The sequence below is a fragment of the Streptomyces sp. NPDC001406 genome, assembly GCF_042895285.1.
In the GTDB taxonomy this organism is placed as follows: domain Bacteria; phylum Actinomycetota; class Actinomycetes; order Streptomycetales; family Streptomycetaceae; genus Streptomyces.
Map to the genome: position 1 here is coordinate 1 of NZ_JBIAWG010000006.1, position 20,590 is coordinate 20,590.

Below are 20,590 nucleotides of genomic sequence, written 5' to 3' on the forward strand. Positions count from 1 at the left end.
CGGGCCAAACGGGCCCGTGCGCGACCGGCTCACCGGGCGACGTAGCACAAGCCCCGGGAAGCGCCACGGCGCCGTACCTACGGCGGGCACTCCCCCAGTGACTGAGTTCCTCCTCACGGGCCAAACGGGCCCGTGCGCGACCGGCTCACCGGGCGACGTAGCACAAGCCCCGGGAAGCGCCACGGCGCCGTACCTACGGCGGGCACTCCCCGAGTGACTGAGTTCCTCCTCACGGGCCAAACGGGCCCGTGCGCGACCGGCTCACCGGGCGACGTAGCACAAGCCCCGGGAAGCGCCACGGCGCCCTGTCTGCGGCGGGCGCTCCCCCAGTGATCTTCAGGCGCGCTCCAGGCCCTACCGGCAATCCGTGCGCGCAGTCCGCGCCCCCGAACCCGGCCGGACCACCCACGAGGACAAACACCGAGCGCCTACCCGCCCGCCACCTGGGCCACGCGGGCCCAAGCAAGCCCGTGCGCGGCGGCCTCTCCCCCAGTCACCTTCAGGCGCGCTCCAGGTCCTGCCGGGAATCCGGGCGCACAGCCCGCGCCCCCGAAGCCGGGCGGACCTCGGCGCGAGAGCGATCGCTGGGCGCCTGGTCGCGGGTCACCAGGGCCGCGTGGGTCCGGGTGGGCCCGTGTGTGGCCGGTTCTGCGGCTCGGGCGAGGCTGCGGCGGTCGGGGTGGGTGCCCGGTGGTATCACCGGCAGCACCTCGACCTCGGCCACCAGACCGCGCGCCGACACCACCCGCCACACCGAGGCGAACAGCGTGTCCTCGCCCACGAACGCGGGCGCGGTGCTGGCCGCGCCACCGGCGATCCGGTAGTGCAGCCGCACCGGCTGGACGGGGACCCCGGCGTCGAGCGCGGCCTGGAAGACGGCCCGGTGGAAGCGGCCCTGGGCGCGGCCGCACCACGTGCTGCCCTCGGGGAAGGCGACGACCGCGGCGCCGTCGCGCAGGGCGTCCGCGATGCGGGCGACCGTCTCCGGGAGCGCCCGCAGCCGGTCGCGCTCGATGAACAGGGCCCCGCCGCGTGCCACCAGGGCACCGGCCACCGGCCACTGCCGTATCTCCGTCTTGGCGAGCATCCGCGCCGGACGCACGGCGCCCAGCAGGGGGATGTCCAGCCAGGAGATGTGGTTGGCCACCATGAGGAGTCCGCCGGTGGGTGCGGCGGCGCCGGTGAGGCGGACCCGGACCCCGGCGGCCCGCACGATCGCCCGGCACCACCTCCTGACCAGCCCGGCGGGGATCAGCCCGCCGAGCGGGGCCAGCACGATCCCGGTCAGGACCAGGAGCGTGACCCCCGTCAGCCGCACCACGGCACGCGGTACGGCCGTCGCGGACCCCGTCGGCTCCACACACGCCCCCGGGGTGCAGGGCGCGCTCGGCAGCCAGACGCTCATCAGGCCGGCACGAGTGAGAGGAAGTGCCGCAGATAGCGCGGGTTGACCCGGCGCATCGACAGCAGCACGTACAGGTCGGCCACCCCGAAGTCCGCGTCGTGCGCGGGCTCGGCGCAGACCCACGCGCCGAGGCGCAGATAGCCGCGCAGCAGGGCGGGCAGTTCGGTGCGCGCGGCCTGGGCCTGGACCTCACTGTCCGGGACCCAGGGCAGCAGCGGCCGTACCCGGAACTCCTCCGGAGCCAGGTGCTTGGTGCGCACCCGCTCCCAGGTGGCGGAGGCCAGGGCGCCGCCGTCGGCGAGCGGGATGGAGCAGCAGCCGGCCAGCCACTCGTGGCCGCGGTCGACCATGTAGCGGGCGATTCCGGCCCAGATCAGGCCGATGACCGTGCCGTCGCGGTGGTCGGGGTGCACACAGGAGCGGCCGACCTCGACCAGGCCGGGCCGGATCGTGTCGAGCGCGGCCAGGTCGAACTCGCCCTCCGAGTACAGCCGGCCGGCAACCGCGGCCCGCTCCGGCGGCAGCAGCCGGTAGGTGCCGACGACCTGCCCGGTCGCGGTGTCGCGCACGAGCAGGTGGTCGCAGTACGCGTCGAAGGCGTCGATGTCGTAGCCGGGGTGCCGGCTCGACAGCAGGGCCCCCATCTCCCCGGCGAACACGTCGTGCCGCAGCCGCTGCGCGGCACGCACGTCGGCCTCGTCACGGGCGAGGGTGACGGTGTAGCGGGTGGGAGCCGCAGGCTGCGGGGGACGGTCGAGGGTGGAAACGCCGGTCATGGCTCTCTCCTGGTCACGGGCCGGTTCGGCGGGGGAAGAGGGCGGACCGGGTGCGTACGGGCCGCCGCTCCTGTTCTTCCGATGCCGGTTGACCTGCGCGTGACCTGCGCCAGGAGAGTGGATGTGGGGATGTTGAACGCCGGGGTTACCGACCGGTCAGCCGTCCTTGGTCACGCACCCGGCGAGCAGCCGCCCGGCCTCCTCCGGGGCGAGCGCCCGCTCCAGGACGAGGTCGCCCGTCATGTTGGGGAAGAACCGGCCCGAGGGCCAGCTCCGCTCGTAGGGCGGGGGGTCGAGGACGAGCAGCCGTACTCCGTCGACGACGGGGATGTCGCTGGGCGTCCCCTCGTTCCACACCCACTCCCCGGTGGGGCTGACGAGGTTGAAGGAGCCGGTGGTGTGCACCTGCCCGGGCTGGTCCCGGCACACGGCCGCCTCCTCGGCGGAGGGGGCGCGGCCGGGCACATGGCCGCCGCCGACGAGGACGTCGGCGAGCAGGGTGTGCAGCTGGAAGTTGTCGCCGATGCCGCCCATGCGCATCGCGTAGCCGGTGCCGGTGGGGCGGTGCAGCACGATCAGCGGCTCGTCGAGGACCAGCAGGGCGTACGTCAGACACTTGAAGGTGTGCCCGGACGCCTCCGCGACGCTCCCCACGGCCCGCAGCAGCCGGTCGCGCAGGGCCGCGTCGAGCGCGGTGCGCACGGCCGCGTGGCTGAGCATGGCGACGGAGGCCATCTCCCACTGGGACAGCGTCAGCCAGGCCAGGGCCTGCTCCGGCCCCACCCGGTCGAAGAGGGCCGGGTCGGGCTCGCCACCCTCCGGGTCGGGGAAGTCCCCTCCGCCGGTCTCCTCCCAGCGTTCGCAGAACTCACCGACGGCGGCGAGCGTCTCGGCGAGCTCCGCGAAGACGTACGGCGCGCAGGGCACCGCGTCGGCGCCGCGCTCCACGCAGGCGCCGACCATCACGGCTATGGTGCCGCGCGGCCCCGGGGGCACGTCGGGCAGCAGCGCGGCGAGCCGCGGCGCGGCCTTCCCGACCTCCTGCTCCCCCGCCTCCCCGATGCTCCGGTACAGCTCTCCGAACGCGCGCTCCGAACGGTCCACGTCCCGCTCGCGCACAGCGGCCTCGAAGTCCGTGACGGCCTCGAGGAACCGCTCCCTCCCGTTGTTCTCGAAGATCATGCGCGCAGCCTATCGAGGGCCGGGTGCCCGGCGGGACCGGGGGATGAGCACCACTCCCGGCCCCGCCCGTCCGCACCCGGCCGGCGAACGGCCGAGGGCCCTGCGACCGACGGCCCTGCGGCCAACAGCCCTACCGTTTGCCCGCCTTGCGCGTGGCCCGCAGCCACTCCTTGTTCATGTTCGTGATGGACATCAGCGGAATGCCCTTGGGGCAGGCGGTGGCGCACTCCCCGGTCAGCGTGCAGCCGCCGAACCCCTCCTCGTCCATCTGCGCCACCATGTCCAGCACCCGAGTCTCGCGCTCGGGAGCCCCCTGCGGCAGCACGTTGAGGTGGTTGACCTTGGCGGAGGTGAACAGCATCGCCGCCCCGTTCGGGCACGCGGCCACGCACGCCCCGCAGCCGATGCACTCCGCGTGCTCGAAGGCGAAGTCGGCGTCCGGCTTGGGCACCGGCGTGGCGTGGGCCTCGGGGGCGGCACCGGTCGGCGCGGTGATGTAGCCGCCCGCCTGGATGATCCGGTCGAAGGCGGACCGGTCCACGACCAGGTCCTTGATCACCGGGAAGGCGGACGCCCGCCACGGCTCGATGTCGATCGTGTCGCCGTCCTCGAAGGACCGCATGTGCAACTGGCAGGTGGTGGTGCGCTCGGGGCCGTGCGCGTCGCCGTTGATGACGAGCGAGCAGGCGCCGCAGATGCCCTCGCGGCAGTCGTGGTCGAAGGCGACCGGGTCCTCGCCCTTGAGGATGAGCTCCTCGTTGAGCGTGTCGAGCATCTCCAGGAAGGACATGTCGGAGGAGATGCCGTCCACCTCGTACGTGGACATGGCGCCGTCGGCGTCGGCGTTCTTCTGCCGCCAGACGCGCAGGTTGAGCTTCATGCGTAGCTCCGCTGGGTGGGGTGGACGTACTCGAAGACGAGGTCTTCCTTGTGCAGGGTCGGGGCCTCGCCCGTACCCGTGAACTCCCAGGCGGCCGCGTAGGAGAACTCCTCGTCCCTGCGTGCGGCTTCGCCGTCGGGCGTCTGGGACTCCTCGCGGAAGTGGCCGCCGCAGGACTCGGAGCGGTGCAGTGCGTCGAGGCACATCAGCTCGGCGAGCTCCAGGTAGTCGACGATGCGGTTCGCCTTCTCCAGGGACTGATTGAGCTCCTCGCCCGTCCCCGGAACCTTGATGCGACGCCAGAACTCCTCGCGTATCTGCGGGATGCGCTCAAGGGCCTTGCGCAGTCCGGCGTCGGTGCGCGCCATGCCGCAGAACTCCCACATCAGTTCGCCGACTTCACGGTGGAAGGAGTCGGGGGTGCGGTCGCCGTCGGCGGACAGGAGCAGGTCGAGCCGGTCCTGCGTCTCGGCCAGCACCTCCTGGACGACGGGGTGTTCGACCGTCACCGCCTCCTGGTGGGGGTTGCGGGCGAGGTAGTCGTTGATGGTGGCCGGCAGCACGAAGTAGCCGTCGGCCAGGCCCTGCATCAGCGCGGATGCGCCGAGCCGGTTGGCGCCGTGGTCGGAGAAGTTGGCCTCACCGACGGCGAACAGGCCGGGGACGGTGGTCTGCAGGTCGTAGTCGACCCAGAGGCCGCCCATCGTGTAGTGCACGGCGGGGTAGATGCGCATCGGCACCTCGTACGGATCCTCGTCCGTGATCCGCTGGTACATGTCGAAGAGGTTGCCGTACTTGGCCTCGACGGCCTTGCGGCCCATCCGCTCGATCGCGTCCGCGAAGTCCAGATACACACCCTGCCCGCCGGGGCCCACTCCCCTGCCCTCGTCGCAGACGTTCTTCGCGGCGCGGGAGGCGATGTCGCGCGGAACCAGATTGCCGAAGGACGGGTAGATGCGCTCCAGGTAGTAGTCGCGCTCGTCCTCGGGGATCTGGTTCGCGGGCCGGGTGTCGCCCTTGGCCCTGGGCACCCAGATCCGGCCGTCGTTGCGCAGCGACTCGCTCATCAGGGTGAGCTTGGACTGGTGGTCGCCGGTGCGCGGGATGCAGGTGGGGTGGATCTGGGTGAAGCAGGGGTTGGCGAAGTACGCGCCGCGCCGGTGGGCCCGCCAGATCGCGGTGGCGTTGGAGTTCATGGCGTTCGTCGACAGGTAGAAGACGTTGCCGTAGCCGCCGCTGGCGAGCACGACGGCGTCCGCGAAGTAGGTGTCGATACGGCCCGTGATCAGGTCGCGTGCCACGATCCCGCGCGCCCGTCCGTCGATGACGATCAGGTCGAGCATCTCGGTGCGCGGGTGCATTTCCACGTTCCCGGCCGCAATCTGCCGCGACAGCGCCTGGTAGGCGCCGAGCAGCAGCTGCTGGCCCGTCTGGCCGCGGGCGTAGAACGTGCGCGAGACCTGGACGCCGCCGAAGGAGCGGGTGTCGAGGAGTCCGCCGTACTCGCGCGCGAAGGGCACGCCCTGGGCCACGCACTGGTCGATGATCTCGACCGAGATCTGCGCGAGGCGGTGGACGTTGGACTCGCGCGCCCGGAAGTCGCCGCCCTTAACGGTGTCGTAGAAGAGCCGGTGCACGGAGTCGCCGTCGTTGCGGTAGTTCTTGGCCGCGTTGATGCCGCCCTGCGCGGCGATGGAGTGGGCGCGGCGCGGGGAGTCCTGGTAGCAGAACTGGACGACGTGGTAGCCCTGTTCGGCGAGGGTGGCGCCGGCGGAGCCGCCGGCGAGGCCGGTGCCGACGACGATCACCGTGTGCTTGCGGCGGTTGGCGGGGTTGACGAGCTTGGCCTCGAAACGGCGCTTGTCCCAGCGCTCGTGGACGGGGCCGGAGGGCGCCTTGTCGTCGACGACGGGCGCGCCGGTCTCGTAGTTCGCGTAGGTTGTCATGTCAGCTCACCACTCCGGTCATGACGCCCACGGGTACGGCGATGAAGCCGGCCGTGAGCAGCAGCGCCAGTACGTTGGCGACGGTCTTCAGGGCGCGGGCGCGGCTGCCGACGCCGAGGGTCTGTGCGGCGCTCCAGAAGCCGTGCCGGATGTGCAGGCCGAGCGCGAGCATCGCGACGATGTAGATGACGTTGCCGTACCAGGTGGAGAAGGTGTCCACGACGTTCTGGTACGGGTGGCCCTCCTGGAAGCCGCCGGAGTGCACGGTGCCGGTGGTCAGGTCCAGGAGGTGCCAGACGATGAACAGGCCGAGGATGATCCCGCCCCAGCGCATGGTGCGCGTGGCGTAGCTCGCCCGGGGCCTCTTGTGCACGTACTTGCTGGGGCGCGCCCTGATGTCACGGCGGCTGAGCTGGTAGGCGGACGTGGCGTGGGCCACCACGGCGACGACCAGGACGACGCGGATGAGCCACAGCGTCCACTCGTAGTGCATGAACGGTTCACCGACGGTGCGCAGCCAGTGGGCGTAGTGGTTGAACTCGCCCGCCCCGAAGTAGATCTTCAGGTTCCCGATCATGTGCGCGACCAGATACAGCAGCATGATCACGCCGCTGACCGCCATCACGGTCTTCTTGCCTACGGTGGAGTCCCACACCGTGCGTGCCATGGACGGCCGTCGGTCCGTCCGCGTTGCCAGAGCCATGAATCAGAACGCTAGGGCCGATGGTCCCGATCGGTCCAAGACATGGTCCAGCTCGTTTCCATAGGCTGGGGCTATTCTGAAACCATGCAGTTCCAGCAGCTCCAGTATTTCGTGGCGGTCGCCGAGACCCGGCACTTCACCCGGGCCGCCGAGCTGGTCCATGTTGCACAGCCGTCCCTGTCCCAGCAGATCAAGGCGCTGGAGCGGGAGCTGGGGGCGGATCTGTTCCTGCGGGCGCGCGGCAACATCACGCTCACCGACGCGGGCGAGGCGCTGCTGCCGCTGGCACGCCGGATCCTGGCCGACGCCGACACGGCCCGGCACGAGGTGCAGGAGCTGGTGCAGCTGCGCGGCGGCCGCGTCCGGCTCGGCGCCACCCCGAGCCTGTGCACCGGCCTGCTCCCGGACGTGCTGCGGGCCTTCCACGACCGCTATCCCGGCATCCGGCTGCTGATCGAGGAGGGTGGCTCCCACGATCTCGTACGGGAACTCGCTCGCGGCGCCCTCGACCTCGCCCTGATCGTGCTCCCGCTGCCGCCCGCCTCGCCCGCCCTCACCTCGGTGGAACTGCTGCGGGAGGACCTGGTGGTGGTGTCGTCACCGGAGGCGCCCGCACCGGGCCGGGGCGCGCCGGCCGTGCGCGTCGCCGACCTGGAGGGCGAGCGTCTCGTGATGTTCCGGCACGGCTACGACCTGCGCGAGCTCACGGTGGCGGCGTGCCGCTCCGCGGGGTTCGAGCCGGACTTCGCTGTGGAGGGCGGTGAGATGGACGCGGTGCTGGGGTTCGTCCGGGCGGGGCTCGGCGTGGCCGTCGTACCGAGGATGGTGGCGACGCGGTCGGGCCGAGGGCTGCGGGTTACTCCGTTGGCTCGGCCGGGGTTGCATCGGACGATCGCGTTGGCGCATCGGAGCGATGTGGCTCCGCCTCGGGCCGCGCGTGAGTTGCAGCGGATGTTGCTTGAGCGGTGAGTTTGCTTTGTGCCCGGGTGCGTCTGCCTCGGGGGCGCCGTCGGGGGGTGCGGGTCGTGTGTGGTTGCTCGCGCAGTTCCCCGCGCCCCTGGGGGGAATTGCGCCTGGCCTGCTTCAAAGGCTCAGCCCGTTGCGCGTGCCCGGGTGCGTCTTGTCGCGCAGTTCCCCGCGCCCCCGGGGGGAACTGCGCCTGCCGTGCTTCAGGGGTTCAGCCTGTTGCGTCCACCAGGGCCAGGTCGTGGAGGCGTTCCGGTGGGCCCGGGCGGGCGTAGTACCAGCCCTGGGCCGTGTCGCAGCCCAGGATGCGCAGTTGCTCGGCCTGGGCGCCCGTCTCCACGCCCTCCACGGTGACCGCGAGGTCGAGGCTGTGGGCCAGTGAAACGATCCCCTCGACGATCTTGAGGTCGACGGGGTCGGCCGGGAACCGCTGCATGCTCTGGGTGAAGGAGCGGTCCAGCTTGAGGATGCTCACCGGCAGACGACGCAGGTTGGCCAGGTTGGAGTATCCGGTGCCGAAGTCGTCGAGGGCGATGTCGACGCCCATCTCGGCGAGCCGGCGCAGCGGTTTGAGCAGATCGTCGTCGGCGCCGATGAGGGCGGACTCGGTGACCTCCAGGCACAGCGAGTCCGGCGCGACGCCCGCGCGCTCCAGGATCTCCACCGTGTCCTGCACCAGACCGGGATGGGTGAGCTGGCACGGCGAGAGGTTGACGTTGATGCGCAGCGGCCCGTCGGCCGCCCGGTCGTATCGCTCGCGCCAGTCGCGGGCCTGGCGGACGGACTCCTCAAGGACCCAGCGGCCCAACGGCACGATCAGGCCCGTGTGTTCGGCGAGCGGGATGAACCGGTCGGGGCCGAGGACCCCGTGCTGCGGGTGCAGCCAGCGCACCAGGGCCTCGGCGCCGCGCACGCTGCCGTCGCCGAGGTGGACCAGCGGCTGGTACTCGATGAAGAACTCGCCCCGGTCCAGAGCCGCGGGAAGCGCGGTGGTCAGACCGTGCCGGGTGATGGCGCGGGCGTCGGCCTCCGGGTCGGCCAGCTCCGAGCGGTTGCCGCCCGCCGACTTGGCCCGGTACATGGTGATGTCGGCGCTGCGCAGCACCTCGGCCGGGGTGCGCTCGCCCGCCGGGCCCTCGACGATGCCGATGCTGCCGCGGACCAGGAGTTCGCGGCCGTCGATGCTGATCGGGGTGACGAGCGCGTGCATGATGCGATCGGCGAGCTCGTCGACCTCGCGCTCGGTGCCGGGACCGGTGGTCAGCGCCACGAACTCGTCGCCGCCGAGCCGCGCCACCATCTCACCGGGCGCGGTCGCGCAGGACTGGAGCCGGTCGGCGACCTCGACGAGCAGCCGGTCGCCGGCCGCGTGACCGAGGCTGTCGTTGATGGTCTTGAAGCCGTCGAGGTCGAGGTAGCACAGGCCGAAGCGCTGGCCCTCGCCCGCCGCCAGGGCCTTTTCCAGACGCTCGAAGAACAGGGTGCGGTTGGGCAGGCCGGTGAGCGCGTCGTGGGTGGCCTCGTAGCGCAGCCGCAGATTGAGCAGCCGGCGCTCGGTGGTGTCCTCCATCAGGGCGAGCTGGTACTGCGGACTGCCGTCGGCGTCCCTGAGCAGGGAGACCGTGAGATTGGTCCACAGGACCGTTCCGTCGGGGCGGTTGAAGGCCTTCTCGACGTGGTAGTGCTCGCGGTCCCCGCGCACCAGCTCGTCGTAGAGCTTCCAGGTCTGGGGCGCGTCCTCCGGGTGGGTCCACTCCATGACGTTGCGGCCCCGCACGGCCTGCTCGGAGCCGCCGAACATGCGCAGCAGCGCCCCGTTGACCTGGAGGACGTTGCCCTCGAGGTCGGCGATGCCGATGCCTATGGCGGCGCCCTCGAACACCGCGCGGAACCGGGCCTCGCTGGCGTGCAGCGCCTGGGCGACCACGCCCTGGGCCTGGAGCGCGGCCCGGGCGATGGCCTCCTGTTCGGCCAGGGTCCGCTCGCGAAGCGCCTGCGCGAACCCGGCGGCCATGGAGTGCTGGACCCGCGAGGAGCGCATCCGCATCTCGTCCTGGGGGCCGTCCTCGCCGCAGTAGAGCACCAGGTAGGCGTCGACACAGTCCAGGGTGCGGGTGAGCGCCTCGGGGTCGGTGCAGTGCGTCTCGATCAGCGCCGCGCCGACCGCCCTGGCCTCGTCGGCGTCGAAACTGCGGGCCCGTAGCGCGTCGCTCAACCGGCGTGCGAGCGGCAGGAGTTGCTCTTCGAGCTCCGGCCGGGTCAGCGACGTGGAGGTCACCGGGAAGACGGCCCGGCTCCAGATCGTCGCGAACCGGCGGAGTCTGTCCTCCGGCCCGTCCGGCTCCGCGGTCACGCCGTACGCCCCACGCCGGCGAATCCGGAGAAGGCGTAGGGATCCTCGTCCTCCGGCGCCGTCTGCGGCCGCCAGTGAGGCATCGGCACCAGCCCGGGTTCCACCATGTCGTACCCCTCGAAGAACCGCGCGATCTCGTCGCGCGAACGCATGATCAGCGGGTTGCGAATGTCCTTGTACACGTCCACCGCACCCTCCGCCCGCTTCGGTGGCAGCGGGATTCCCTCGTACGAAGCATGCGTGAGGATCAGCAGGCTGCCGGGCGCGAGCGCCTCTCGCAGCTCGGCCACCGCACTGTACGGGTCGTCCGCGTCTTCCACGAAGTGCAGTATGGCAACGAGAAGCAGCGCCACTGGCCGATTCAGGTCGATCAGACGCTCCACTTGGGGGCTCGTCAGGATCTCCTGGGGCTTGCGGAGGTCCGCGGCGACGACATCCGCGCGCTCGTTGCCCGCCAGGACCGCCTGGCTGTGCGCCACGGCCACCGGATCGTGGTCGACGTACACGACCCGGGCGTCGGGCCGGGCCGCCTGAGCCACCTCGTGGACGTTGCCGAAGGTCGGGATGCCCGAGCCGATGTCCAGGAACTGGTCGATGCCCTCCTCGGCCGCGAAGGCCACGGCCCGGCGCATGAATGCCCGGTTGGCCTGCATGATCTTCGGGAGGCCCGGCATGAACTCCATCGCCTTGCGGGCCGCCTCGCGGTCGACCTCGAAATTGTGCGATCCGCCCAGGTAGTAGTCGTAGATACGCGAAACGCTCGGCACCGAGATGTCGATGCTTCGTGGGGCCCAGGCGGGACGCTCCATGTATCTCTCCAAGGCGTAGGCGACAGGTCAGGCGATCCGGTGTTCGAGCTGAGGCTACTGATCGCCCGCCAATGGAGCGACCCGAACCGGAAATTGACCGTCCGTTCCCGGTCACTGCCTGCGGCAACGCCGAGCTGCGCTTTGGGTGTGTTCGGCCCGTCGGTCGGGTGCGGGCGGTTCGTGCCAGTCGCCCCGTTCCCCCCGTCTCCACGGGGCGCGCGATCCGGCGCCCGCGCAAAGGGGTCCGCCCCCTCCGTGCGGTGCGGAGGGGGCGGACCTGTGGTCGCGCGCCGGTTGTCGTGCGTCCGGCACTCTCGCTCGTCCTCGTCCCTCCCTTCCGCGGTGGTCCGATACGACATGGGCGAGGCGATCAACCCTGGGGAGGTGATCTCTACTCCGACGCGCCGACCAGCTTTCCTTCGGGCGAGACGGCGTACCACGTGCCGCCGACGCCCTGACCGTTGGTGTCCCCGGGGGCCTTGTCACCGGAGAAGGTGTAGATCGGCCAGCAGTTGACCGTCATCTGCTTGGTGCCGTTGTCGGGGCGGGTGAAGCCCATCAGGCCCTTCTTCTTGACGCCCTTGGTGTCGTTCGCGCTGACCTCCGCGACGGCCGGCCACTTCTCCAGGCAGGCTCCGGTGCAGTTCGAGACGGACTTGGGCCATGCCTTGTCCTTGATGAAGCGGTAGACCGTCATACCGTTCTTGTCGACGACGATGTCGCCGAGCTTGGCGTCCTTGCGGACGGACAGGCCGGGCAGAGCGGAGAGGGTCGCCTTCTTGCCATTGGGCGCGAGCGCGAACCACTTGCCGCCCACACCCTGGCCGTTGACGTCACCGGCGTTGACGTCCTTGGCGTAGCGGTACGCCGGCCAGCCGCCGATGGTCAGCTGCTTGGTGCCGTCGGAGCGGGTGACCTCACCGAGGAGCGCCTTGTCGATGCCCTCACCGGCCGTGGCGTCGTCCGCGGGAACCGGCGGCCAGGTGGTGGCGCAGTCGCCGTCGCAGTTCGACTTGGGGGGATTGGCGGTGTCCGCGTCGAAACGGTAGAGGGTGAGACCGGAACCGTCGGTCAGCACCTTGCCCAGGTCCGGGTTGGCGGCCACGGACAGATTGCCGGCGGGGGCCGCCGGGCTCGGGGAGCTCGAACTCTGGCTGCCGTCGGCGCCGTAGCCATTGCCGGCGCCGGCCCCCGCACCGGCGGTGGCGCTGCCGTAATCGCCCGCCGCGGCCGTCGCACCGACGTTCTGGGCCGCCGACGACGGAGTGGTGGCATTGTCCTGACCGCACGCCGTCGTGAGCATCAGCACCGATGCGGCCGTCGCCACAAGTGAGGCGCTCCGCCAGGAGGTCTTCATCGTCAACTCCCCATAATCGCCTGGATATTGCAGCGCCTCTGCGTCGCCGCACGACATTGGGTACGGATGGGGACGGGCGTTGTGTTCAACCGGCGCACAAATTTCTTTCCGAGCGCTGTGCCCCCCGCCGCACACCGCACGCGCGTGCGCCATCGCCCGGCCGCCGCGCCCCGCCGTTCAAACCGCCGTGCGGCGCCGGTCCTCCCTTCGGGGCAATCCCCGGGCACGGCGGCGTGGGACGGTGTTCCGCTGCCCATGATCTCCGTCGTGCATGGACCCGAACGGACCCGACTCGCGCCCGCCCCAAGGGTGTTGGCCGTGCTGGCGCTGACGTGGACCCTGGCAGGCTGCCCGGCGGGGCCGGCGGCGGCCGACGCCTGCGCGTACGCCTCGACCGGCCCGGACGGCATGGTCGCGGTGGCCGTCGCCGGGGGCCGCTCCTGGCCCACGCCGCCCGCCTGCCCGTCGCCCACTCCGACGCCGACACCCCCACCGGCACCGCCGAGGCCGACGCCCACCCCGCGTCCCACGCCGCCCCCGCCGCCGAAGCCCGCGCCGAAACCGCCACCCCCGGTCCGGCCGGCGCTCGTCCCCACCCCGACGCCCACTCCCCCGCCACCGAAGTCGAAGCCGAGGCCCACCCCGCATCCCTCGCCCACGCCGGTGCGGTACCCGCACTACCGGCCCAGGCCGACCGGCGGGACGACGCAGGGGCGTACGTCCCCGGTCACCTACGTCCTGCTCATCACCGTCCCCGCGGTGGTCGCCGTCGCCGCGCTGCGTCCGCGCTGACGCGTCGACGCACAGACACGCGCTGTTCTCTGGAGGCACCTGTTGTCGGAATGGCTTGTTCTCGCCCTCGCGATGCTGGGCGCGTGCGCCGTGGTGGTCGTCGTCACCCTCGTACGGCATCGCACGGCCGCCGAGGACGACGATCCCAGCGAGACCCCCGACGTCATCGAGTACATGACCATGTGGATCGGCGTCGTGTACGCCATCGTGCTGGGCCTGGCCATCGCCGGGGCATGGGAGGCGCGCAGCGCCGCCCAGGACCACGTACAGGCGGAGGCCCAGGCGCTGCACGAGATCTCGGAGCGGGTCCGTGTCTATCCACCCGATGTCCGCGACCGGATTCGGGCCGATGTCAACGCCTATGTCGGACACGTCGTCACCACCGAGTGGAAGTCGATGACCGACCACGGCCGGCTCACCCCGCGCGGCACCGAACTGCTCGACCGCGTCCGCCACGACGTCACCGACTTTCAGCCGAAGACGGACTTCCAGGCACAGGCCTACCAGCCGCTGGTCGACCAGGTGGCCACGGCCGACCAGGCGCGCAGCGCCCGGGCCGACTCGACCGGGGCGACGATGCCCGGCGTGGTGTGGTTCGGGCTGCTCACCGGGGCCGCGATCACCATCGGCATGGTCTTCGCCCTGCAGATCAGACGCACCCCACGCGAGCTCGTCCTGGCCGGACTGTTCTCCGCGACGATCGCCTTCATGCTGTTCCTCATCTGGGACTTCGACGCGCCCTACAGCCGGGGCATCGCGGCGACGGCCGAGCCGTTCCTCGCGCTCTTCCCGCACGTCAAGGGATGACGACGGCCAGGGGCCGAGCCCTCACCTGTGCGGCCCACGGGCCTGACCCGTTCGCCCCATCCCGATCGCGCCCGTGGGCCGGCGTGCCTAGCGTTCGAGTCAGCGAGCTGCACGTCAGGCGCGAGCGGAGCAGGTACGCCGCCGCTCCTCGGTGAACGGAGGGACAGACCATGGGCGCGATACGCGTTGCCTCGGACGGTGTCTGCCCCCGTCAACGACCCAGCAGGCCTTCGCCCCGGGATCCGTCGAGGACCGGGGCGAAGGCCTGTCACCGTGCGCCGTGCTCTCCGAAGGGGGCCTTGCCAGGGAGAGGGGCCACCCGCTCAGATCCGCTTCTCGTGCCTGCGGCGCACCAGGAACACCCCGCCGCCGATCACGGCCGCGGCCACCAGACCGCCGCCGATGGCCATGTCGGTCTTGGTCGCCCCGGACGAGACGCTGCCACCGACGCCGCCGTTGACGCCGCCGAGCACGTTGAAGGCCGCCGGGCGGGTCAGGGTGCGGCCGTTGCAGTTGACAGCGATGTCGAACGGGCCGGCCAGGGCGTCGTTGTTGACCGTCGCGATGCCCCGCGCGGTGTCGTTGGTGCCGGCGAGCGGCGACAGCGCGATGGCGCGGAAGGCACGCGAGGACGCCGTGCCACCGCCCCGGCAGCCCTCCGCCGTGATGGTGAGCCGGCCGCCCGCGGCGATGGCGTTGGGCGCGGCGTTGATGTTCCTCGCGAAGTCACCGAGGTTGTTGTTGCCCGGCCCGTTGTTGTTGCCGACGCCGTTGTTGCTCCCCACCCCGTTGTTGCTCCCTACCCCGTTGTTTCCCCCGGCGCCGTTGTTGTTGCCGACCCCGGTGTTGTTCCCGGCGCCGTTTTCGTTGCCCTGCCGGGATTCGTTGTTGTTCCCGACGCCGTTGTTCCCGGAACCGTTGTTCCCAGAACTGTTGTTCCCGGAACCGTTGTTGTTGCCGTACCCGTCGTTGTTGCCCGGCCGGTTCTCGTTGTTGTTCCCCGCCCCGTTGTTGTTGCCGTAACCGTTGCTGTTCCCGGGCCGGTTCTCGTTGTTGTTCCCGACCCCGTTGTTGTTGCCGTAGCCGTTGTTGTTGCCGGGGCGGAGCCCGTTGTTGCCCAGATCGCCCCCGCCGAGCACGCCACCTACACCGCCGATGCCACCCACACCGCCGATGCCGCCCACACCCCCCACACCGGCCACGCCGCCTACACCACTTACGCCGCCTACGCCGCTCACACCGTTCAGATCGGTGCTGCTCGGACCGCCGCCGCTCCCCACACCGTCCGCGACGGCCGCGGGGGCGGCGAGCCCGAGGGCGGCGACCGTCAAGGCCGCGGCCGCCAGGGCACGTGTGTTCCTCATGTGATCCTCCGCGGGAGGCACCCCGGGACCCGTCCCCGGTCGATCGGCGAGAAAGCACCTCCAGGAAAGACCCTCGGGCGCGGGGAACACGCCCGCATTTCGAGAATGGTCCGTCCTGGTGAGCGGACACGCCGACGGAAAACCGCACAATCGGACAACATCGCAGGTCACGGACCGTCAGAAAATTTCCGGCCGATGGCAACTCGGATGGCGCACCAAGGGGTGCCCGGGCCACCCGTTCGCCGTATGCCCCGTCGCCGGTCGCGCGTGCGGGACTTAGCGTTCTCATATGCGCGAATGACGTGGCGACGGCTTCGTCGAGAGGGGATGGCGAATGTATGCGTCCGGGCTGTCCGAGCTCGTCGAAGTGGAGGACCGGCGAAAGAAGCGCGCCCCTTGGGGCGTGATAGCGCTTGTTCTGCTGACCGGGCTCGCGCTCATCCGGAACGGCTCGGGGGAGTTCGACGTCGGGCCGCCGCAGCCCGCCCGGGCCGCGGCCGCGGCCGCGGACAGCCGCGTGCCCGGTACCACGGCCGCGGGGGGTCGGCAGGACCTGCCGTTCGCCGCGCCCGACCGGGTCAGGATCCCCTCGATCCGGGTCGACGCCCCCATCATCTCCGTGGGCCTGGACTCGAACGGCTGGGTCGGCGCGCCACCGCCCGAGGACCCGAATCTGGCCGGCTGGTTCACCGGCGCCGTCTCGCCCGGCGAAAAGGGCACGGCGGTGATCGTCGGACACGTCGACAACCAGCAGGGCCCGGCCGTGTTCTACGGACTCGGGTCCCTGAAGAAGGGGAATCGCATCGAGGTCGCCCGCAAGGACGGGAAGACCGCGGTCTTCGAGATCTACGGCATCGAGGTCTTCGCGAAGAACAACTTCCCCGGCGACCGGGTCTACGGCTCCAAGGGCACACCCGAGCTGCGTGTCATCACCTGCGGAGGCGGATTCTCCAAACAGCACGGCTACGACGGGAACGTGGTCGTCTTCGCCCGCCTGGCCGAGGCCCGCTGAGCGTTCCCCGGCGGGGCGGGGCGGGCCGGTCCCTCAGACGGTGCGGCGTCGGGGAACGGTGAAGTGGTAGCCGTCGTCGAGCAGATGGGGCAGCCACTTGCGCAGTGCCCGCACGGTCTGCGAGCGGTCGCCCCCGGCGTCGTGGGAGAGCACGACGACACCGGGGGCGGCGCCGTTCTCCACCCGGTCGATGATGGTGCGGGTGCCCGGAGTGGTCCAGTCGAGGCTGTCGACCGTCCAGGCCAGCGGCTCCATCCCCATCTCGGCGCCCAACTGGAACGCCGCGCGGTTCCAGGCACCGTAGGGCGCCCGGAACCACCAGGGCCGTTCCCCGTAGGCGTCCTCGATGACATCACTGGTGCGCACCATCTCGGAGCGGATCTCGGCGCGGTCGAGCTGGGTCAGCAGCGGATGCGTCCAGGTGTGGTTGCCGACGATGTGCCCGGCGTCGGCCATCCGGGCCAGCAGTTCCTTGTTGTCCACGGCCATCTCCCCGCACACGAAGAACATCGCGCGGACGCCGTACTCGTCCAGGGTGTCCAGGATGTCGGGGGTGTAGCGGGGGTCGGGTCCGTCGTCGAAGGTCAGCACCATGAGCCGGCCGTGCACGGGCAGCTCCATGATGGGCTCACCGCGCACCGCGACCTTGCCGGGCCGCCTGCGTGGCGGCGCGTCACCGGCGAGGGGCTGGAGCCGGTAGGCGTTGGGCTTGAGCGCGGCACGCGCCTGCGGGCCCCAGGCGGGCGCCGCCGACCGTACCGATTCACCGCCCGTGCCGGACATGAGCAGTCCCGCGGTACCGGCGGCTCCCAGAGCGGCGGCACCGAGCAGCACCCGGCGCCGTGTGAGCAACTGATCCTTCTGCATGACTCATCAGTCGCCCGAAGAGGCTCCGGCGCACCACAGCGACACCGGTACGGCCGCCGGAAAGCACCCGCTCGGCCCAGTCCCGGCGGTCAGCGATGGCGCACAAGGGGGAACGGCAGCGTCTCACGGATGGTCAGTCCGGTGAGGAACATGACCACTCGGTCGACGCCGACGCCGAGTCCGCCGGTGGGCGGCATCGCGTATTCCAGGGCGTCGAGGAAGTCCTCGTCCAGCTCCATCGCCTCGGGGTCTCCCCCGGCGGCGAGCAGGGACTGGGCGGTGAGGCGGCGCCGCTGTTCCACCGGGTCGGTCAGTTCGGAGTAGGCGGTGCCGAGCTCGGTGCCGAAGGCGACCAGGTCCCAGCGTTCGGCGAGCCGCGGGTCGGTGCGGTGCTGCCGGGTGAGCGGGGAGACCTCGGTCGGGAAGTCCTTGTAGAAGGTCGGCAGCTGGGTCCTCTCCTCGACGAGCCGCTCGTACATCTCCAGGACGATGTCGCCGTGCCCGTCGTCCGGGGTGTACGGCACGCCCGCCCGGTCGCACAGCCGCCGCAGGCGCTCCGGCTCCGTGCCGGGACCGATCTCCTCCCCCAGCGCATCGGAGATCGCGCCGTAGACCGTGCTGACCGTCCAGCGCCCGGAGATGTCGTACTCCTTGCCGTCCTTGTGGACGACCGGGCGGCCGAAGGCGGCGGTGGCCGCGCCCTGGACGAGTTCGCGGGTGAGGTCGAGCATCACGTCGTAGTCGGCGTGGGCCTGGTAGGCCTCCAGCATCGTGAACTCGGGGTTGTGCTTGTGGGAGACGCCCTCGTTGCGGAAGGTGCGGCCCAGCTCGAAGACTTTCTCCAGGCCGCCGACGCACAGCCGCTTCAGATACAGCTCGGGGGCGATCCGCAGATGCAGGTCGAGGTCGTAGGCGTTGATGTGGGTGGTGAAGGGACGGGCGTTGGCGCCGCCGTGGATCTGCTGGAGCATCGGGGTCTCGACCTCCAGGAAGCCACGGTCCAGGAGGCCCTGGCGCAGGGCCTGTACGGCGGTGGAGCGGACGCGGACGCTGTCGCGGGCGGCGGGGCTGGTGACCAGGTCGAGATAGCGCATGCGCACCTTGGTCTCGGGGTCGGTGAGGCCGCGGCGTTTGTCGGGCAGGGGGCGCAGGCACTTGCCGGTCAGCTGCCAGGAGGTGACGAAGACGGTCGGCTCGCCCTTGTCGCTGCGGCCTGCGCGGCCGGTGGCGGTGATGTGGTCGCCGATGTCGGTGTCGGCGGTGAAGCGGTCGAGGGCGGGACCGAAGTCGCCGCGGGTGAGGGCGAGCTGGTGGTCGCCGGACCAGTCACGAAGGACGACGAAGACGATGCCGCCGAAGTCGCGGACCAGCATGATCCGGCCCGCGACGGTGACCTCTTGGCCCTCTGTCACCTCGGCCAGGGCATGGGTGGGCCGGGGACTTCCCACGGGGTAGGGGTCGGTGCCTTCGGCGCGCAGCCGGTCGAGCCGGTGGTGGCGGACGCGGACCTGTTCGGGCAGGCCCGCGTCCGCGGCTGCGGGCCCGGTCTCGCCCCCTCCGTCGAGGCCGAGCGCCGCCAGGGGCGGCAGACCCTCGGTGGTCGTGGGCCGCTGCCCGGCCTTCGAGTGCCCCTTTCCCCAGAGTTTGCGCAGCGACGGTACGGCGACGAAGCCCTCGGCGATTCCGGAGGCGAGGCCGATGCGGGCGAGGGAGGCGGTGTCGGCGTAGCAGATGAAGCGCGGGTACCACTCCGGCAGGTACTTGGCGTTGGAGCGGTACAGGGCCTCCAGCTGCCACCACCGGGAGAAGAACAGCAGCAGGCGGCGCCACAGCCTGAGGACCGGTCCCGCGCCGATGCGGGCGCCCTCCTCGAAGACCGAGCGGAACGCCGCGAAGTTGAGGGAGATGCGGTGCACGCCCAGTTTGGGGGCGGCCGTGCAGAGTTCGGCGACCATGAACTCCATGACGCCGTTCGGGGCGGTGCGGTCACGGCGCATCAGGTCGAGGGAGACGCCGTCGCCGCCCCAGGGCACAAAGGAGAGCAGGGCGAGGAGCCGGCCGTCGTCGCTGAGGGCCTCGACGAGGAGGCAGTCGCCGTCGGCCGGGTCGCCGAGCCGGTCCAGGGCCATGGAGAAGCCGCGTTCGGTCTCGGTGTCGCGCCAGGCGTCGGCCTTGTCGACGACCCCCTCCATCTCCGCGTCGGTGAGGGCGGCGTGGCGGCGGACGCGGCAGGTGGCGCCGGTGCGCCGGACCCGGTGCACGGCCTGCCGGGTGACGCGCATGTCGCGGCCGTCCAGGTCGAAGCCGGGCACGTGCACGATGGCCTCGTCGCCGAGCTGGAGCGCGCCGAGTCCGGCGCGGACGTAGGCCCTGGCGCCGTTCTCGGAGGCGCCCATCACCGCGGGGGCCCAGGCGTGGCGGCGGGCCAGGTCGAGCCAGGCGGCGATGGCGTGCGGCCAGGCCTCGCGGTCGCCGACGGGGTCGCCGCTGGCCAGGCAGACGCCTGCCTCGACGCGGTAGGTGACGGCGGCCTTGCCGCTGGGCGAGAAGACGACGGCCTTGTCGCGGCGGGTGGCGAAGTAGCCGAGGGAGTCGTCCTCGCCGTACGCCTTGAGGAGGGCGCGGATGCGGGCCTCCTCGTCGCCGTGCAGGGCGGCCTCCAGGCGCTGTGAACGGAAGAGGGTGGCCGCGGCGTTCAGCAGGGCGAGCGCGCCGAACAGGCCGAGCACGAAGGTGACGGCGCGGGGCGGGCGGCCGTCGAAGGACTGGTCGGAGACCAGACCGCCGCACACCCGGTCGGCCGCCCAGGCCAGGTGCTGGTCCTCGGGCAGGGTGCCGGGAAAGAGCGCGACCAGGCCCCAGCCGACCAGGATCGCCACGGCGAGTCCGGCGACCAGCACGGCGAGCGCCCGCCATACGGCGCCGCGCCGGGAGGCGGCGTAGAACTCCTCGCGGGCCACGACCAGCAGGACCAGCGCGAGACCGCACACCACCAGGGACGGAACCGACTCGGCGTACTGGCCGAGCGCGAGGCCGAGGATGTCCGAGAGGACGATCAGGCCCAGATAGACGACGACCAGCCACCAGGCGACCTTCTTGCGCGCGCCGGTGGCGGCGGCCAGCAGGAACAGGAAGACGGCGTAGGCGAGGTTGGCGCTGACCGGGACGAGGAGCAGGTCGAGGGTGTGGACGAGCGGGCGCAGCGGTGCGCGCAGCGGGGCGATGACGGCGAGCAGCCCGCACAGCAGGCCGAGGGCGCCGAAGAAGGCCGCGAAGCCCTCGGGCACCCGGCTGAGGAAGCCGCTCGCGGGCGGCCGTATCGGGCCCGCGGCGCTCTTGCCCGCCGCGGCCTCCGCGGTGGCACTCATGTC

At 71.4% G+C, this 20,590-nt stretch carries 16 protein-coding genes; 4 read left to right on the plus strand and 12 right to left on the minus strand.

Annotated elements, in window-relative coordinates; genetic code table 11:
• Nucleotides 1–499 precede the first annotated feature (499 nt).
• From ACFY1J_RS15485 to ACFY1J_RS15510, 6 genes are all read right to left on the minus strand, one after another.
• Complete coding sequence (locus ACFY1J_RS15485; protein ID WP_390731329.1) at nt 500–1,405, minus strand: lysophospholipid acyltransferase family protein; 906 nt, start codon at nt 1,403–1,405, stop codon at nt 500–502.
• Nucleotides 1,405–2,181 carry a GNAT family N-acetyltransferase gene (locus ACFY1J_RS15490; protein ID WP_390705753.1) on the minus strand — a complete coding sequence of 259 codons (777 nt, stop codon included), beginning with the start codon at nt 2,179–2,181 and terminating at the stop codon, nt 1,405–1,407. The genes ACFY1J_RS15485 and ACFY1J_RS15490 overlap by 1 nt, the downstream gene beginning before the upstream one ends.
• 156 nt (nt 2,182–2,337) lie before the next feature.
• Nucleotides 2,338–3,363, minus strand: a complete 1,026-nt coding sequence (locus ACFY1J_RS15495; protein ID WP_390705752.1) for a hypothetical protein — start codon at nt 3,361–3,363, stop codon at nt 2,338–2,340.
• 130 nt (nt 3,364–3,493) lie between these two features.
• Complete coding sequence (locus ACFY1J_RS15500) at nt 3,494–4,243, minus strand: succinate dehydrogenase/fumarate reductase iron-sulfur subunit (protein ID WP_390705751.1); 750 nt, start codon at nt 4,241–4,243, stop codon at nt 3,494–3,496.
• On the minus strand, nt 4,240–6,189 hold the full coding sequence (locus ACFY1J_RS15505; RefSeq protein ID WP_390705750.1) for a fumarate reductase/succinate dehydrogenase flavoprotein subunit: 1,950 nt from the start codon (nt 6,187–6,189) through the stop codon (nt 4,240–4,242). The genes ACFY1J_RS15500 and ACFY1J_RS15505 overlap by 4 nt, the downstream gene beginning before the upstream one ends.
• Before the next feature lies 1 nt (nt 6,190).
• The gene (locus ACFY1J_RS15510; RefSeq protein ID WP_390731492.1) at nt 6,191–6,856 is read right to left on the minus strand and encodes a succinate dehydrogenase; all 666 of its coding nucleotides are present in this window, start codon (nt 6,854–6,856) and stop codon (nt 6,191–6,193) included.
• Between the two features lie 120 nt (nt 6,857–6,976).
• Between ACFY1J_RS15510 and ACFY1J_RS15515 the strand changes: the two genes are divergently transcribed.
• A complete protein-coding gene (locus ACFY1J_RS15515; protein ID WP_390705749.1) occupies nt 6,977–7,861 on the plus strand; it encodes a LysR family transcriptional regulator in 885 nt (294 codons plus the stop codon).
• A gap of 208 nt (nt 7,862–8,069) precedes the next feature.
• Here ACFY1J_RS15515 and ACFY1J_RS15520 read toward each other — a convergent pair whose 3' ends face one another.
• The 3 genes from ACFY1J_RS15520 to ACFY1J_RS15530 form a co-directional block, all read right to left on the minus strand.
• The gene (locus ACFY1J_RS15520; RefSeq protein WP_390705748.1) at nt 8,070–10,211 is read right to left on the minus strand and encodes a putative bifunctional diguanylate cyclase/phosphodiesterase; all 2,142 of its coding nucleotides are present in this window, start codon (nt 10,209–10,211) and stop codon (nt 8,070–8,072) included.
• Complete coding sequence (locus ACFY1J_RS15525) at nt 10,208–11,020, minus strand: SAM-dependent methyltransferase (protein WP_390705747.1); 813 nt, start codon at nt 11,018–11,020, stop codon at nt 10,208–10,210. Before ACFY1J_RS15525 ends, ACFY1J_RS15520 begins: the two co-directional genes overlap by 4 nt.
• Before the next feature lie 391 nt (nt 11,021–11,411).
• A complete protein-coding gene (locus tag ACFY1J_RS15530) occupies nt 11,412–12,377 on the minus strand; it encodes an SCO0930 family lipoprotein (RefSeq protein WP_390705746.1) in 966 nt (321 codons plus the stop codon).
• A gap of 318 nt (nt 12,378–12,695) precedes the next feature.
• Between ACFY1J_RS15530 and ACFY1J_RS15535 the strand changes: the two genes are divergently transcribed.
• Together ACFY1J_RS15535 and ACFY1J_RS15540 are read left to right on the plus strand one after the other, a co-directional pair.
• Complete coding sequence (locus ACFY1J_RS15535; protein WP_390705745.1) at nt 12,696–13,169, plus strand: hypothetical protein; 474 nt, start codon at nt 12,696–12,698, stop codon at nt 13,167–13,169.
• Between the two features lie 42 nt (nt 13,170–13,211).
• Entirely contained in the window at nt 13,212–13,976 is a 765-nt protein-coding gene (locus tag ACFY1J_RS15540) for a DUF4239 domain-containing protein (protein WP_390705744.1), read from the plus strand.
• Nucleotides 13,977–14,299: 323 nt separating this feature from the next.
• On the opposite strand, the gene ACFY1J_RS15545 is transcribed toward ACFY1J_RS15540, so the two are convergent.
• Nucleotides 14,300–14,761: a hypothetical protein gene (locus ACFY1J_RS15545; protein ID WP_390731493.1), complete on the minus strand. Its 462-nt coding sequence runs from the start codon at nt 14,759–14,761 to the stop codon at nt 14,300–14,302.
• Nucleotides 14,762–15,674: 913 nt separating this feature from the next.
• Between ACFY1J_RS15545 and ACFY1J_RS15550 the strand changes: the two genes are divergently transcribed.
• Entirely contained in the window at nt 15,675–16,352 is a 678-nt protein-coding gene (locus tag ACFY1J_RS15550; RefSeq protein ID WP_390705743.1) for a class F sortase, read from the plus strand.
• A 33-nt stretch (nt 16,353–16,385) separates the two neighbouring features.
• Here ACFY1J_RS15550 and ACFY1J_RS15555 read toward each other — a convergent pair whose 3' ends face one another.
• Together ACFY1J_RS15555 and lysX are read right to left on the minus strand one after the other, a co-directional pair.
• Nucleotides 16,386–17,219, minus strand: coding sequence for a polysaccharide deacetylase family protein (locus ACFY1J_RS15555; protein ID WP_390705742.1), 834 nt, complete (start codon nt 17,217–17,219; stop codon nt 16,386–16,388).
• An 89-nt stretch (nt 17,220–17,308) separates the two neighbouring features.
• Nucleotides 17,309–20,587 (minus strand): bifunctional lysylphosphatidylglycerol synthetase/lysine--tRNA ligase LysX, encoded by a 3,279-nt coding sequence (gene lysX, locus ACFY1J_RS15560; protein WP_390731330.1) that lies wholly within the window; start codon nt 20,585–20,587, stop codon nt 17,309–17,311.
• Between the last annotated feature and the right edge of the window lie 3 nt (nt 20,588–20,590).

Excerpts from the sequence above, each read along its gene's own strand:
- ACFY1J_RS15510 (WP_390731492.1), bottom strand. The coding sequence starts at position 6,856 with ATGGCACGCACGGTGTGGGACTCCACCGTAGGCAAGAAGACCGTGATG.
- ACFY1J_RS15525 (WP_390705747.1), bottom strand. The coding sequence starts at position 11,020 with ATGGAGCGTCCCGCCTGGGCCCCACGAAGCATCGACATCTCGGTGCCG.
- ACFY1J_RS15555 (WP_390705742.1), bottom strand. The coding sequence starts at position 17,219 with ATGCAGAAGGATCAGTTGCTCACACGGCGCCGGGTGCTGCTCGGTGCC.
- ACFY1J_RS15550 (WP_390705743.1), top strand. The coding sequence starts at position 15,675 with ATGTATGCGTCCGGGCTGTCCGAGCTCGTCGAAGTGGAGGACCGGCGA.
- ACFY1J_RS15490 (WP_390705753.1), bottom strand. The coding sequence starts at position 2,181 with ATGACCGGCGTTTCCACCCTCGACCGTCCCCCGCAGCCTGCGGCTCCC.
- ACFY1J_RS15500 (WP_390705751.1), bottom strand. The coding sequence starts at position 4,243 with ATGAAGCTCAACCTGCGCGTCTGGCGGCAGAAGAACGCCGACGCCGAC.
- ACFY1J_RS15485 (WP_390731329.1), bottom strand. The coding sequence starts at position 1,405 with ATGAGCGTCTGGCTGCCGAGCGCGCCCTGCACCCCGGGGGCGTGTGTG.
- lysX (WP_390731330.1), bottom strand. The coding sequence starts at position 20,587 with ATGAGTGCCACCGCGGAGGCCGCGGCGGGCAAGAGCGCCGCGGGCCCG.
- ACFY1J_RS15530 (WP_390705746.1), bottom strand. The coding sequence starts at position 12,377 with ATGAAGACCTCCTGGCGGAGCGCCTCACTTGTGGCGACGGCCGCATCG.
- ACFY1J_RS15505 (WP_390705750.1), bottom strand. The coding sequence starts at position 6,189 with ATGACAACCTACGCGAACTACGAGACCGGCGCGCCCGTCGTCGACGAC.
- ACFY1J_RS15515 (WP_390705749.1), top strand. The coding sequence starts at position 6,977 with ATGCAGTTCCAGCAGCTCCAGTATTTCGTGGCGGTCGCCGAGACCCGG.
- ACFY1J_RS15495 (WP_390705752.1), bottom strand. The coding sequence starts at position 3,363 with ATGATCTTCGAGAACAACGGGAGGGAGCGGTTCCTCGAGGCCGTCACG.